The 14,822-nt window shown below is 64.7% G+C and carries 11 protein-coding genes; 2 read left to right on the plus strand and 9 right to left on the minus strand.

Annotated elements, in window-relative coordinates:
* Positions 1–3: 3 nt before the first annotated feature.
* Genes ACQPWU_RS55925 through ACQPWU_RS55940 form a run of 4 tightly spaced genes read right to left on the minus strand, consistent with a single transcriptional unit; the run spans position 4 to position 4,183 of the window.
* Positions 4–1,032 (minus strand): glycosyltransferase family 4 protein, encoded by a 1,029-nt coding sequence (locus ACQPWU_RS55925; protein ID WP_433435245.1) that lies wholly within the window; start codon positions 1,030–1,032, stop codon positions 4–6.
* An 8-nt stretch (positions 1,033–1,040) separates the two neighbouring features.
* A complete protein-coding gene (locus ACQPWU_RS55930) occupies positions 1,041–2,030 on the minus strand; it encodes an NAD-dependent epimerase/dehydratase family protein (RefSeq protein WP_433435246.1) in 990 nt (329 codons plus the stop codon).
* A 45-nt stretch (positions 2,031–2,075) separates the two neighbouring features.
* On the minus strand, positions 2,076–3,029 hold the full coding sequence (locus ACQPWU_RS55935; protein WP_433435247.1) for an NAD-dependent epimerase/dehydratase family protein: 954 nt from the start codon (positions 3,027–3,029) through the stop codon (positions 2,076–2,078).
* Entirely contained in the window at positions 3,026–4,183 is a 1,158-nt protein-coding gene (locus ACQPWU_RS55940; RefSeq protein ID WP_433435248.1) for a glycosyltransferase, read from the minus strand. Before ACQPWU_RS55940 ends, ACQPWU_RS55935 begins: the two co-directional genes overlap by 4 nt.
* 182 nt (positions 4,184–4,365) lie before the next feature.
* Here ACQPWU_RS55940 and ACQPWU_RS55945 point away from each other — a divergent pair, with 182 nt between their 5' ends.
* Positions 4,366–5,784: a hypothetical protein gene (locus ACQPWU_RS55945; protein WP_433435249.1), complete on the plus strand. Its 1,419-nt coding sequence runs from the start codon at positions 4,366–4,368 to the stop codon at positions 5,782–5,784.
* 293 nt (positions 5,785–6,077) lie between these two features.
* On the opposite strand, the gene ACQPWU_RS55950 is transcribed toward ACQPWU_RS55945, so the two are convergent.
* The 3 genes from ACQPWU_RS55950 to ACQPWU_RS55960 form a co-directional block, all read right to left on the minus strand.
* Positions 6,078–7,367 carry a lipopolysaccharide biosynthesis protein gene (locus ACQPWU_RS55950; protein WP_433435250.1) on the minus strand — a complete coding sequence of 430 codons (1,290 nt, stop codon included), beginning with the start codon at positions 7,365–7,367 and terminating at the stop codon, positions 6,078–6,080.
* A complete protein-coding gene (gene asnB / locus ACQPWU_RS55955; protein WP_433435251.1) occupies positions 7,364–9,253 on the minus strand; it encodes an asparagine synthase (glutamine-hydrolyzing) in 1,890 nt (629 codons plus the stop codon). Before asnB ends, ACQPWU_RS55950 begins: the two co-directional genes overlap by 4 nt.
* 164 nt (positions 9,254–9,417) lie before the next feature.
* Positions 9,418–10,548 (minus strand): glycosyltransferase, encoded by a 1,131-nt coding sequence (locus ACQPWU_RS55960; RefSeq protein WP_433435252.1) that lies wholly within the window; start codon positions 10,546–10,548, stop codon positions 9,418–9,420.
* Positions 10,549–10,918: 370 nt separating this feature from the next.
* On the opposite strand from ACQPWU_RS55960, the gene ACQPWU_RS55965 reads away from it, so the two are divergent.
* Complete coding sequence (locus tag ACQPWU_RS55965; RefSeq protein WP_433435253.1) at positions 10,919–11,953, plus strand: NAD-dependent epimerase/dehydratase family protein; 1,035 nt, start codon at positions 10,919–10,921, stop codon at positions 11,951–11,953.
* Here the strand turns inward: ACQPWU_RS55965 and ACQPWU_RS55970 are convergent.
* The gene (locus ACQPWU_RS55970; RefSeq protein WP_433445538.1) at positions 11,941–13,224 is read right to left on the minus strand and encodes a UDP-glucose dehydrogenase family protein; all 1,284 of its coding nucleotides are present in this window, start codon (positions 13,222–13,224) and stop codon (positions 11,941–11,943) included. The genes ACQPWU_RS55965 and ACQPWU_RS55970 overlap by 13 nt on opposite strands.
* A gap of 252 nt (positions 13,225–13,476) precedes the next feature.
* Entirely contained in the window at positions 13,477–14,367 is an 891-nt protein-coding gene (locus tag ACQPWU_RS55975; protein ID WP_433435254.1) for a glycosyltransferase family 2 protein, read from the minus strand.
* Positions 14,368–14,822 lie beyond the last annotated feature (455 nt).

The following is a 14,822-nucleotide window of genomic DNA, read 5'->3' on the forward strand; positions in this document are numbered from 1 at the left end:
TGGTCATCGCCGCCTTTCGCGGATTCGTGGAGGGTTCTCGAGTGAACGATGTGGCGGGTAGACGTTCACGCCCTGCAGGAGGCAGACGCATGCGATCGCGGTCACTCCCGCGACCAGCGCCGCAATGAGCGGCGGTACCTTGCCGAGCATCATCGCCATGCACAGTGCACAGGTCAGCGCCGCGATGAGGCCCAGCACGACCGCGGCCAGACGCGCGTCGAGGCCCAGTTTGCGCAGCCGGTGCGACACGTGATCGGTGCCGCCCGCCAGCGGTGACCGGCCCGCCCGCATCCGGGACAGGATGACGACCCCGGTGTCGACCGTCGCCACGAAGGTGCACAGGAGCAACCCTCCTGCCACCACGTCAGGGCCCTGCCCCATGACCAGGACGACCGCGGAGCAGGCGAGCGCGAAGCCGATGAACAACGATCCCGAATCCCCCATGAACATCCGCGCGGGCGGCCAGTTGTGCACGAGGAAGCCGAGCACGGCGCCCGCGAGCACCACCAGGAAGATTCCCAAGACCGGCCGCGCCTGTAGAAACGCCATGGCGGACAGGACGACGGCCGTGATGGTGCTGACCGCTCCGAGCGAACCGTCCATGTTGTCCAGAAGGTTGAAGGAGTTGGTGACCAGGACGATCCAGATCACCGTGATCGGGATGTCCGGCCATCCCCCTGTCACGGTGAGCCTGATTCCGGCGAGCACCACGGCGGTGGTCACCACCGTCTCCACGACCAGCCTGGTGACGGCCGGCAACGACCCGACGTCGTCGATGAGCCCGAGCATGGCCACCGCAGAGGCGGCCAGCAGCATGGCGGTGAGCCTCCAGTCGGCGAGGCCCGTGGCGGCGGCCGTGGTCAGGACCGTGGCCAGCAGGATCGCGATGCCACCCAGGTAGGGGGTGGGGCGGGCATGCGACTTGTGCCCGCCGGGTCTGTCCGTGAGGCCCCATCGCAACGCGAGGCGCTTCAGCGGGATGGCCGTCGAGGCGCTGAGCAGGCAGGCCGCCGCGCCGGCGGCCAACGTCACCGTTCCGCTCACCGCATGGCCGCCGCGAGCTCCTCGCGGGCCTCCTGGACGATCTCGCTGAGGATCTCGTCGAGCGTGTGCCGTGGAGCCCAGCCGGTGAGCTCGCGGATCTTGGTGGTGTCCGGGACCCTGCGGGTCATGTCCTCGAAGCCCTGCCGGTACGCCTCGTGATAAGGAATCAGGTCGACCCCCGACGTGGAGCCGGTGTGCTCGACGATCAGCTTGGCGAGCTCCAGAATGCTCACCTCGTTGCCCGATCCGATGTTGAAGGTCTGACCGACCGCCGCCTCGTTGTCGAGGAGCCGGACCAGTCCGTCGACCACGTCCGCGACATGCGCGAAGCAGCGGGTCTGGGTGCCGTCGCCGAAGACGGTGAGCGGGTTCCCCGCCAGGGCCTGCCGTACCAGACGAGGGATCACCATGCCGTAGGCGGGGCTCTGCCGCGGCCCCACGGTGTTGAAGAGCCTGACGACGATCGCCGGCAGGCCACGCTCCTTGTGGTAGGCGTTGGCCAGGATCTCGTCCACCGTCTTGGCGGTGCTGTAGGCCCAGCGGACGACCGCGGTACTGCCGAGGATGCGGTCGGCGTCCTCTTGGAGCGGTCCAGAGGAGTTCTTGCCGTAGACCTCGCTCGTGCTGGCGACGAGGATCTTCTTGCGATACCGGTGCGCGGCCTCGATGACGATCTCCGAGCCCCGGATGTTGGTCGTCAGGGAACGCAGCGGCTGCTCGACGATCAGCTTGACGCCGACGGCCGCGGCGAGATGGACGACGGCGTCGCATTGGTGGACGAGCTCGTCGACGATCAGCTCGTCCAGGATCGAGCCCTGGACGAAGCGCATGTTCGGGTGTGGCCGCAGGTTGGCGAGCCTGCCGGTCGAGAGGTTGTCGAGAATGACGACGGAGTCACCGCGGGCGATCAAGGTGTCGGTCAGGTGGGATCCGACGAATCCGCTCCCGCCCGTTATTAGATATGTGGACTTCGATGCTTTTCTCACAGGGTTTCCTCGCTAATGCGTTCTATGGCCGGAGATGGCGGCGGCTCAGGCAGGTACGCCGGCACTCGCGACCACCGCCGTCTGGAACCAGGCCACCGTCCGGCGGAGCCCGTCTTCAACCGACATCGGATACACGCTGGGAAACAGCTCCTTGAGCAGGTGAGGGGACGCCTGGGACTCACGGATGTCGCCTGCCCGCGGCGGGAGGAAATCGGCCTCGATGGGCTTGCCCAGCACCGAGGCGAGCACCTCCTTGAGCTCCAGCAAGGAGGTACGGGTACCGAACGCGAGATTGACCGGTTTCCCGCTCGTCACGCGGCGGACGACCGCGTCGCAGATGACCTGCGTGACCGTCCCCACGTAGGTGAAGTCACGCGCCTGGAGCCCGTCACCGTAGATCGGCACCGGACGGTCATCCAGGGCCTTGGAGACGAACGACGGGATGACCGCCGCGTAGGCATGATTCGCGGCCTGGAGCGGGCCGTACACGTTGAAGAAGCGGAACGGCAGCACGGGCAGGCCGAAGCTGGAGGCATACGCGAGCGCGTACGCCTCCGTGGCCAGCTTGCTCACGCCGTAAGGACTGAGCGGTCTGGTCGGCAGCTCTTCATGCTTGTACGGCTCCGTGCAGTCGCCGTAGACGGATGACGACGACGCGAGGATCACATGCGGCTTCGCCACCCGGCACGCCTCCAGGACGCGCAGGGTTCCTGTGGCATTGATGTCGTGCGTGGCCAGCGGATCCGCCAGCGACCTGGGGACCGAAGGGCGCGCCGCGAGGTGCACAACCGTTGTGACGTCCGCGACGAGGCCGGTCAGCAGATCCGCGTCCAGGATGCTGCCGTGCACGAAACGCACTGCGACGCCGTCGAGATTGGCGAGGTCTCCGCTGCTCAGGTCGTCCAGCACCGTGACGTTGTCGATCTCGGGCCGCGCGGCGAGCGCCCGGCAAAGGTTCGCGCCGATGAAGCCGGCCCCGCCGGTTACGAGTACATTCACCTGTTGATCCCTCCTGTGGTGACACGACGATCCCGGCGCGGCTCGCCCAGTGACCGATATAGGGCCTCGGTGTCCGCGACGAGGCGGTCCACGTCGAACGAGGCGGTTGACCAGTGGCGCGCAGCTTCGCCAAACCGGCGCGCGAGCAGGGGGTCCGAGATGACTCGTACGGTTTGTTCCGCCAGTTCGGCCGGGTCGGTCGAGGAGAGCAGCCCGGTGCGCTCGTCCTGGACGACCTCGGCGACGCTGCCCACGCGGGTGGAGACCACGGGAGTGCCGGCCATCTGCGCCTCGATGAGCGTGAGCGGGGTGCCTTCGTTGTCGGAGGTCAGCAGGACCACGTCGGCCGCGGCGTAGACGGTCTCCACGTCCTTGCGCCAGCCGACCAGATGGAAGGCGTGCCGTATCGGCGCGATGTCCTGCTCCAGCCGGGCGAGGAGGTCGCCGCCGCCGCAGATGACGAAGCGGCAGTCCGGCACCCGCGCCAGAATCCTGTGCGCCGTGGCGACGAACCGATCGGGCCGCTTGACCTGGGTGAGCCGGCCGACGAATGCCACCACGGGCGCGCTCAGCGGAAGGTCGAGAGCCCGGCGGGCGGACACGCGATCCGGCACCGGGCCCAGCCGGACGCCGGGAGGGATCACAACATACTGCTCAGGACGTCCGATCCTGGCACGGAGAAGGTCGTCGCGGACCTTGGCCCCCACGGTCACCAGGCGATCCGACATGGCCGCAAGCAGGCGCTCGGAACGCACATAAATCGTCCGTTTCGCACCGGTGAAATAGCCGTTGAGCAGGTGGCCGTGAAAGACGTGAACCTGGGCGGCTCCGACGCCCGACAACTTCGCGGCCACCCGCCCGAGTGCGCCCGCCTTGGCGGTACGCGTATGCACGACATGCGGGCGGAAGGCCCGCATCGCGGACACCAGCCGGAACAGGACGCGGGCGTCGTCGGTGGGTCTGATCGATCGGCCGAGGCCGGGAATCCGGTGCACGCGCACACCTGCGCCTTTCAGGCCCAGATGGTCGCCCTCCTCGTCGTCGACATGGCCGGTGTAGAGCCGGTGGTCGAACTCCCTCGTGTTCAGCCGTTGCGAGAGCCCGAGCACCTGAGTAGCGGGACCGCCGACGTTCATCCGCGCGATCACTTCCATGATGCGAATTCGACTGTCCGGCTTCATGCGGCTCCTCGACGACGGTCCTGGCTCACTTCCGCGAAGCTAGCTAGGGAATCGGTCAGTTCCGCTCATGCCGTCGCGGTGAGTGGTGAAATGTTTTCTCGCTCCCTACCTAGACGTGATCGTCGGGCAGTCGGTGCTTACTTTCCCTAAGTCCTGTGACGCGCCCTCGACACGGGCTTCACCGGGAAAGCGGCCTTGTCGAAAAGAATTCACAAAGCGGGGTAATCAGCGAGCCATGCCCGTCTGCGGAAAGCACTGTGGAGCGACCCTCGGCGCTAGCGTCGTCGTCGCCGTGTTACTTGTGCCAGAAGGTCGCTCTCATGGAATATGTCATCGTCGCCGCCGCAGCCCTGGCGCTCGTTCTGCTGGTCACAGCGAACCTGGACGCGGTGGCGGCGAGGCGGGTGCTGCCGGTTCTGCTCCTCGCCTTCGCCGTGCGACTGATCGTTCATGTCCTGGTGCTTCGCGCCGGCCTCATCGAGTACGGTGGCGACAACCTCGGCTACGAGGCCCGGGCCATGCAGATCGTGAGCTACTGGCGGCTCGAGGGTTTCTCGTTCGTCACGTCCGACGAAATCGCTTCGCTTTATTCCGTCGCCGTTCCGTGCAACGTCTTCGCCGTGATCATCTACTTGTGCGGCGGGCCCGCACCGGTGGCCTGCACAGCTGTCGTCGCGCTCCTCGCCTGCGTCCTCTGCGTCGTCGTCTACAGGTTCGCCAGGCTGATGGGAGCCGACGACCGTGCGGCGTTTCGCCTTCTGCTCCTGACCGCTTTCATGCCCGCGTTCCTCATGCACACCTCGGACATGTACAAGGACGGGTTCAACGCCTTCCTCGTGGTCTCCTGCGTCGGCATCGCCGCTTCCCTCGCCAAGCGTTTCAGGATGGGCAGGCTCCTGTTGGTGGCACCGTTGTTGTGGTGCCTGTGGTACGTGCGTCCCTACATGGTCTTCATGTGCGCCATACCGTTGCTCTTCGGAGTGATGATCTCCCGGTCGAACGTGTCCATTCGCAAGCTGTTCGCCTTCAGCGCGCTGCTGGCCGTGGTCATGCTCTTCGTCAGCGGCGTCCTCGACGACACACCCTTCGAGCAGATGCAGCAGCAACTGGACAGCGGTCAGTCCGAGGACATCCGCCGAGCCAACGCCGACGGAGGGTCTGGAGTCACTTTCGACGACGGCGGTGACCCCTGGAGTGCGCTCGGGCCGAAACTGGTCTATACGGTCCTGTCGCCGTTCCTGTGGACGCAGGGCAGCCTCGCGCTTCAACTGGGCAAGATCGACGTGGTCATCTGGTACTTTCTACTCTTCTACGCGGCACGCGGCGCCTCCCAGCTCTGGCGCCGTAACCGCAGGGCACTTCTGGTGCTCCTGCTCTTCATCGTGCCCGGCACGATCGCCTATGCCACGACCATGGCCAACATCGGGCTGATCTTCCGCCAGCGCATCCCTATCGTCCTCGTCACCAGTGTGCTGTCCGCGGTGGCGTGGAGCCGGATTCCTCGAGAGCAGTCCCAGGCCCTTGCCTCTGAAGCCGAGGATCCTGCCGCATCCGCAAGGATTCCCCTCAGCTGATCTAGCATTTGACCAGGATCTCCTGCATCGCCCAACGGATCCGCGCGAGGTCCGTGCCGATCTGCGTGGGTCACCGCGCCTCGGCTACAGGGGAGCTTCAACTGCATCACCCGAGGCCGGATCGAAGCCGACCGCCTGCCCATCTCACCACGCCGCCTGGCCCACCGCCGGTCTCCCTCATCTCATGCCTTCCTCCGTGGCCTTGACCAGGACCGCGATGCTGTCCGAGCGCCCGTCACCTTGGCCAACCGCAACGGCGGCACCGAAGGCGGGAACACCAAGATCAAGCGGATCTATGCGCCAGATGCACGCGAAGTCTCGACCTTGTGTTCATCGGTTGCTCGGCGCCAGGAAGTCCGGTGCGTTCGGCGGAACCACGCGAACTCGGTAAGCGCCAGCAAGCCGTAGGACAGGGTTGACGAGACGGCGGCGCCGGCCGCGCCCCAGCGGGGGATGAGAAAAAGATTGAGAGCGACGTTGAAGATGAGCGCCCCGGTGCAGATTCCGGCCATCGACAGGGGACGACGGAGCCGGACCAGATACTGCTCTGTCAGCCTCACCATGGACAGCGCGACCACTCCCGGAGCCAGCAGCAAGATGGAGGTGACGCTTTTCGCGTATGCGTCGCCGTACACGAAGGGAACCATGATGGGAGACGCCGCAGCGAGCAACCCCACGCACGCAGAGGATGACAACAGGGTGACCCAGAGTGCGCGAGCGGTGGCGGATTTGGAGCCCGTCGGGTCGTCGCTGGCCTGCCGCGGGAGCACCACCATTGTTATGGCGTCCGCAGGAACATAGGCGAGCGCGAGCACGCTGGCCGCCACGGTGTAGAGCCCAGTTTCCGACGGCGAGACCATCGCGTTAAGCAGGAATACATCGCACGTGATCAGCAGGTGCACAGCGATCGGGCCACCGTGATAGCGGCAGGACAAGCCGAGTTGGCGCAGCGCGAGGCCTCGATCGGCATGGGCGAGGCGCGGGCGGAGCGCTCGAACATACAGGAACAGCGGAGCGGCTGTGAACACGCACCACAGAGCGATCACGGCGGCGATGTTCACGTGACCGATCACGGCCAGCAACGCCATCCCCACGCATTGGATCAAGGCTGAGATGAGGTTGCTCCGGTTTACCAGGTTCACCTGTCCCTGGAGCAAAAGGATGCCGCGCAGGTTACTGATGATGACGCCCAGGGGCACCACCGTCAGTGCTGCCGCGACCAGGACAGGCGCTTCCGGCAGGATGATCGGGCTCAAGGCAAGAGCGGAGATCGCGGCCACGGAACCCGAGACCAGACCGAGAAGAAGGCCGTTCGCCGCAAGAACCCGGTTCAGCAGGCCGTCCTTCCAGAAGGCGATCTGCGAGTAGGGCACAGAGAGATGGCCGATGATGATCGCGGTCATCCCCGTGGTGGTGATTACGGCGTACACGCCACGGCCCTCCGGCTCGAGCGCTCGAGCGAGGAGCACGCCGGTGGCCATGCCCAGGACCAGCCGGAGCACCTGAGTGGCCATGGACAAGGCGACCTTCGCCTTGTCCGAGGTTCGTGATGGGGTGTCAGGCGAGGTGTGCGAAGAGATCACGGTGCGGGGCACCTGGCCTCTGTGCGCTCATGGGCACGATGCCACAGTTCGAGCTGGAGAAGCGCCCAGATCCTGCCGCTGTGGGATGCGCCCTTCTGGTGGCTCTCGAGCAGGTGGAGAACGGCTTCGGGCCGGAAGTAGCCCCTGGTTCTCGCTGAGTGATCGGTAAGGGTGTCGAAGACCAGCTCGCGTAGCTCCCCCCGGAGCCACGCCGCGAGTGGGACGCCGAAGCCCTGTTTCGGCCGGGTGACGAGCTCATCCGGCAGCCACGATGCGACAGCTCTCCGGAAGATCCGCTTGGTTTCGCCTCCCCGGACCTTGAGGTCGACGGGCAGCCCCGCGGCCCACTCCATGAGCGCATGGTCGAGCAGTGGTGAGCGCGCTTCGAGCGAGTGAGCCATCGTAGTGGTGTCGACCTTCACGAGGAGGTCCCCGGGAAGATAGGTGTTGACATCGACGTCCAGAATGCGGCCCAGACCGGTGCCGGCCTTCGAGGATAGGTAAGCGTCGTCGAGCAGGGTGTGGCTGTCGATCTCGCGCAGCCGCGAGCGGAGTGATTCGCTGTAGAGCCAGGTCTTCTGCTCGGCAGTAAAGGATGACATGAGCTGTGCGTGTCGCCGAGGTGCGGGCTGGCTCAGGTATTGCAGTGCTCTTCCTGCCCGCCGTCGCAGGAGCTGCGAGTTGCGCCGGGCGAGCCTGGCACCAATCCTGGCCAGCGCGGGAGCGACGGAGGGCGGAGCCATGGGAATCCTCGCCGACCGAGCAGCGAGGACGTAACGTCGGTAGCCGCCGAAACACTCATCGCCGCCGTCACCGTTGAGCACGACCGTCACGTGCTCGCGGCTGAGCTGGGCGACGTAGAAGCTGGGGATGGCGCTGTAATCGGCGAACGGCTCGTCGAAGTACCAGGCGAGGCGTGGCAGCATGTCGAGGAGATCGGGCGTGACCACGAATTCGTGATGGTCGGTGCCGTAATGTCTGGCCAGCGATCGGGCGTGGCTGCGCTCGTCGAAGCGGGCGTCCTCGAAGCCGATGCTGAAGGTCTTTATGCGCTCGCTCGACTGCATGGCCATCGCGGCCACCACGGCCGATGAATCGATCCCGCCGGAGAGGAACGCGCCGAGCGGGCGCTCGCTGACCATCCGAATCCTGGTCGCCTCCAGCAGCAGCTCGCGAAGGCGCTCCTCCTCCGCTCGCTCGTCGGTAACGAGGCGCGGGGTGGAGTCCAGCTGCCAGTATCGGCGCACCTCCGCGGTGCCTCCCTCCCACACGAGCAGGTGGCCGGGAGCGAGCTTGCAGACGCCTTCCCTGATCGACCAAGGCGCCGGGACATACTGATACGTGAGGTAGTGGTGCAGGGCGACCAGGTTCACGTCACGGGGCACTGTGGGATCGAGCAGGAGGGATTTCAGTTCCGACGCGAACCGGATGGACGACTGACCGACATGCCAGTAAAGGGGCTTCTTCCCGAGGCGATCACGGGCGAGGAGCAGGCGTTGCCGGGGCCGATCCCAGATTGCGAAGGCGAACATTCCCCTGAGCCGGTGCACGAGATCGTCACCGTACTCCTCGTAGAGATGCACCAGGCACTCGGAGTCGCCCGCCGAGGTCAGGTGATGCCCCCGCGCCAGGAGGTCTCGGCGCAATTCTGGGAAGTTGTAGATTTCACCGTTGAAGACGGCGACCACGGTGCCGTTCTCGTTGGAGACGGGCTGCTGTCCGCCGCCGACGTCGATGATCGCCAAGCGGCGCATGCCTAGTACGGCGGTGGGCTCCACATGGTAGCCCTCGCCGTCCGGCCCACGGTGGCTGATGACCTCACACATGTCCCGCACCAGCTCGGGGTTGACGCCTGCGGAGGAGACGACACCTGCTATACCGCACATAAGGCCTCCAGAAATCGTCGGGATAGGGCGACGTGCCGGTCCGACCCCGGTTCCCTTCCGCCGATCGGAAGAGGCGTCATGGGCATGTAGCGCGAAGCCCGTCCGCACCTCACCACTTAACGGAGAACGCATACGATCTTACGATCCGTAGTGAAGGTCACCCTTCATCGCGAAGGCGTGTCCACGAGCCGTCGATAGAGTTGGATGTGCTGATCGACCATGGCATCGGCGTCGAGGTTCTTGCGCGCCCAGGCGCAGGCGGCGCGTCCCAGCGCGGCCGCGAAATCCGGGTCGTCGAGAACACGGGCGATGCCGTCGGCCAAGGCTTCAGCATCACGGGCCGGGACCAGAAGACCACGATCTTCCAGCAGTTCGGGTGTGCCGCCTACCGCGGTGGCGACGATCGGCCGTCCCATGGCCATTGCCTCCATAACGGCGTTGCTCATTCCTTCCCACAGCGAAGGAAGAACCATCACGTCGGCACGGGCCAGAAACGCCTGGACATCCGGGCGTTCTCCAAGGAATCGAGCGTCCACGCCCAACTCGCGCGCCAGCCCATTCAAGCGGCGACGCTCCGGACCTTCACCGATGAGTACGAACGTGCACGGCCGGCCTCGCCGTTGCAGCAACGAAGCAGCCTCGAGGAGGAAACGGTGCCCCTTCTGCGACGACAGGCTCGCCACGCACAGCACCACGGGCAGGCCGGTGTCGACGCCCTGCGGCTCGACCTCATCGAACGCGCAGGGTCGGAGACCGTTGTAGATCACACTCAGCTCGCGTGCTGGGACCTTCAGGACTGCGCGCGCTTCCTCGGCCACGGCGACGGCATTCGCCACAACATGATCGGTCATCCGGCCCGCTACTCGTTCAAGTGCTAGCACGCTCCGCCGCCGTGGCTCGCCGGCGTTGCGCCAGCCGGCGACCATGACCGGAACGCCGGCCAGCCGAGCCGCAAGGGCCCCTAGAAGGCGGCACTCGAAGAGGTATGCGTGCAGAACCTCGGGGCGGATATTCCGCAGATAGAGGATGAGGCGCGCGAAACCCCGCAAGCATCGCAGCAGATCAGGCGCTCCAGACGCCCTGCGAGCAAAACCGAGACGACGCACCTTGATCCCGGCGTCACGGAGGATCATTTCATGTGGTCCGCCCTTGGACATGAGCAGCACATGAACCTCGATGCCCCTGGCGTGCAGGCCCTGTGCAAGCAGAACTATCTGCCTCTCGGCGCCTCCCCGTCCCAACTGCCCGATGAGAAGTGTGACACGGCGGAGAACCGAACGGTCTCGTTTCGGCATGACTCAGCCTTTCGACCTGTTGCTCTCATCATGTAATCAGCACGTCCACCCGCCCACCGCTTTTGGTAATCGGTTCGCGGACCGCGCACAACAGAAACAGCGGCGCTGGATCGGCCACCTGTACAGCATGATCCGGGAATCTCCAGGAGACCCGAATACGGCGAGCAAAAACCGCGCAATCTTGCCGAAACGATTAAGGAGAGTTGACGGTGCTCGATTCGGCGACGCGCCCCTGGCATGCCTGGCGTCCGAGCGCGTCGCGACACGCCTCCGCCGGAAAGTTGCCTACGCTCATTCTCGGCACGATTGCCTGGCAGAGTATTTAGCAGACCCCCTGACAAGAGATTCTCGAGACAGTGGAGGAAATTCCATGACGCGCGCAACGGCCTCCTCGGTAGACGTTTCGAAGACAACGCCGGGGAAACGCATCGTGGTGACGGGTGTCGCCGGATTCATCGGCTCCCACATCACGAGGACGCTGCTGGACCAAGGCCATCATGTGGTGGGAATCGACCATTGCCAGGGGCACCCGACCGAGATCACGGAGCGGAACCTCCGGCCCAATATGGACAGTGAGCTCTTCACCCTGGTTCGCCGCGATCTCGCGGACATACCTCTGGAGCCGCAATTCGAGGGAGCCGATACCGTCTTTCACGTCGCTGCTCGACCCGGGGTTCGCTCGTCATGGGGAGCGGAGTTCCCCAGTTATACGACGAGCAACATCGTCGCCACCCATCTCCTGATGGAAGCGGCTGCCCGTTCCGGGGTTCGCCGTGTCGTGGTGTCCTCTTCGTCGAGCGTGTACGGCGGTGCGCCCGATGGAGCGGTAACCGAAGGAGACCTGCCCGCCCCCTTGTCTCCCTACGGGGTGACGAAGCTCGCAGCGGAGCAGCTGGCTCTCGCCCACGCCCGCTGTACACCATCGGGGCCAACCGTCGTGGCCCTGCGTTACTTCACGGTCTATGGTCCCCGGCAACGTGGCGACATGCTGATAAGCAAGCTGATCGAGTCGGCGCTGTCCGGGAGACCTTTTACGGTTCTGGGCGACGGGAAGCAGCGAAGGGACTTCACGTTCGTGGCGGACATCGTACGGGCCAACCTGATGGCCATGGACGCGGATGTCGAGGCCGAGGTGTTGAACATCGGCACAGGCGTCACGACATCGGTGCTCGATGTGGCCAACCTCGTCGGCGACATCGTCGGCCGACCGGTACCCCTCGAATTCGCGCAGGCACAGGCCGGTGAGGCGCGTGAAACGCATGCCGACGTCTCTCGCGCGAAGGACGTGATCGGATATCAACCCACAATCGACCTGCGCACCGGGTTGACGAGACAAGTGGAGTCAGCCTCTCGAAGCAGAGCGACCATCATGTCGGCGACTTCGAGCGGCCGTCAGGCTCGGTAGGTCCAGCCCGCCGAACGCCAGCGTTCCGGTGTGAGGACGTTGCGCCCGTCCAGCATGTTGCGGCATCGCACGACGCCGCTGAGCTGGACGGGATCAATGTCCGCGAAGTCGGTCCAGTCCGTCAGCAGCATGATGAGATCGGCGTCCCGTGCGGCCATGACGATGCGATCGGCGTACTCGATCTCGGGATGCACTCCCCTCGCACTCTCCGTGGCGACGGGGTCATGCACGACGACCCGCGCGCCCTCTTGATGAGCGGCGACTGCCACTGCCAGCGCGGGAGAGTCTCGGACGTCATCAGTGTTCGGTTTGAAGGCGGCGCCGAGGACGCAGACGCGTTTCTCCGCATAGGAGCCACCCAGGAGCTCCCGCCCGAGGGAAAGCGCGCGGTCCCTTCTGCTCGCGTTGATGACGTCGATCTGCCTGATGAACGTGGCGACGTCGGCGAGACGGAGATCTGCCGCACACGCGTATAGGGCACGGATGTCCTTGGGGAGGCAGCCGCCGCCGAAACCCAGTCCAGGACCGAGAAAGTCGCGGCCGATCCGGTTGTCATAGCCGAGTGCCTCGGCGATCCGCAGGACGTCAGCGCCTGTCGCCTCGCATATCTGTGCTATGGCGTTGATGAAGGAGATTTTCGTCGCGAGAAACGCGTTCGCCGAAACCTTGACCAGCTCGGCGGTGGCGTAATCGGCGACCACGACAGGACTGCCGTCCTCGATGATCGGCCGGTAGACGGCCCGAAGCAGCTGCTCTGCCTGCGGCGACTCCACGCCGAAGACAAGACGAGCAGGTTGGAGCGTGTCCTCAACCGCGCGTCCTTCGCGAAGGAACTCCGGATTCCACGCCACCTCGGCGCGGCTCCCGTGGCCTCGCACGACGTCCGCCATGCGCCGCGCTGTTCCCACGGGTACCGTTGACCTACCCACGATGATTGCCGGTTCGGTTACCCGCTGCGCCAGCTCGACGAACGCCGATTCGACCCATCGCAGATCCGCGTTGAATGAGCCGGCGAGCTGTGGCGTTCCAACGCATACAAAATGGACGTCGGACCCGGCGATCTCGTCATAGCTGGTGGTGAAGCGTAGCCGGCCGGATTCCACGCTCTTGCGTAGCAACTCGCCGAGACCGGGCTCGAAGAAGGGGAGTTCACAGGCCGACAGAGCGGCGATCTTGTCCTTGTCGATGTCAAGGGCGATGACGTCGTGGCCGAGTTGCGCCATGCCCACGGCGTGGCTTGCACCCAGATACCCACAGCCGATGACGCTTATACGGAGGCAGCCCGGCGATTCCCGGGATTGCGACGACTCGGCTCGGGCGCTCGTTGCGATGTCTTGCTGCAAGGTATCTCCCTCTATCGATTCTTCGCCATGTCTGCCGGCCTCTTGATCAGCGATCTCCGTCGGCCCCGTATCGGTGCTTCCGGTGTTCTCGCCGCTCGTTCATCAGAGAGCCGTTAATTTGCCGTTGTGCCCGAGGTCGACGCTCGCGCCAGGGAATGGTGGAAGCCCACACGAGATATCTCAACGTAGGGAGCGCCGGACATCCCGTTGATAGAGGAGCCACCCGAGCGGCACGCCGCCGAGAACCATGGCCCTGGAAATCGCGACGTCCAATTCAAGGGCGCGAGACCACACCGGCTCCTTCAGATGAAAACAGGCTCGCGAGTAGTGGACCGCCGCCTTGCAAAACGCTGCCGGCCGCGAGCGAAGCCATGCGATGTCGTCACTCAGGGTGATACCGTGCTGCAACTTCGCCCCGGAAGCTACTTCTGCGAAAGGGCGTCCGGTGATGCGGTTTGCCGCGGACGCCCGGCAGACGACGATCTCTTCATTGACATGGCGCGTCAGGTATCTTCGTCCTATCCGTCTCCAGACAACGCTCTCGGCAACATAGCCCGAAACTTCCGGAAACGGATGAGCTTGAAGAATGTCAGTCCTGAAGATTCCCGACTTATCCCCTGTAACCCTATATCGGTATGTCATTTCTTGCCAATTCGCGTCGATCGGCTCGCTCGGAAACCTGGTTCCGATCAAACGGCCCGACTCATCCACGCAGTGCCCCAAGAGCCCTATGACGCGAGGGTCGGAGACGTCACGCCAGTGCTCGAGGAGCCGGCGCAGGGCTCCAGGGCACATCAGATCGTCCGAGTCCACCTGGGCGATCACTTCGCCTTCGGCTACCGCGACCCCATGATTCAATGCCCAATGCTTACCGAGATTGGGCTGCCGTCGATAGCGAATCGGAAACGGACTCTGCGCTTTGAGCTCCCGGACGACCTCCTCGGTGTCGTCCTGCGAACCATCGTCGACGATCAGCCACTCCAGATCAACGTCCTGGGTCAGGAGACTTCGATACAGCTCCGGCAGGTACTCTGCCCGGTTGAAGCTGGGCGTGAGAACGGTTACAAGCATGAACTGCTCCCGTCATCGATCCTCAGAGCAATTGGCTCCCGTCGAGACACGATAGGCACCGCGACGCGGAAAGACCGCAGCGTCGCCGGCCACGTGATACTTGACGAGCTCACGCGGGGACCCCTCCTTCCGAGTTTCGGCTCCGCGCTCAGTAGGTTCATGCCCATCTGACAGCGGAGCGCAAAGGCGCGGCATTTTCCACACAATTCGACGGCGCAGTTCGGGTTCAGGACCGAGCGCGAACCCAAAGCCAACTGCGCGAAATATCGCTGATCGTTCGATGGTCGCGCCGCTTACTTCAAATGTCTTTTTCAGGTTTGGAGTTTCTACGCCGCCCACTTCGTCGCACGGGCCTGATATTGGCCGGAAAGGCGAGACCTCAAGCTTTCACGGAATGATCCTGAAGGATTGCCATGAGTGACCTTTCCCATCAAGCTAGCATCTCTCGGCCCAGA

The sequence above is a fragment of the Nonomuraea sp. CA-141351 genome, from assembly GCF_050944675.1.
Classification (GTDB): domain Bacteria; phylum Actinomycetota; class Actinomycetes; order Streptosporangiales; family Streptosporangiaceae; genus Nonomuraea.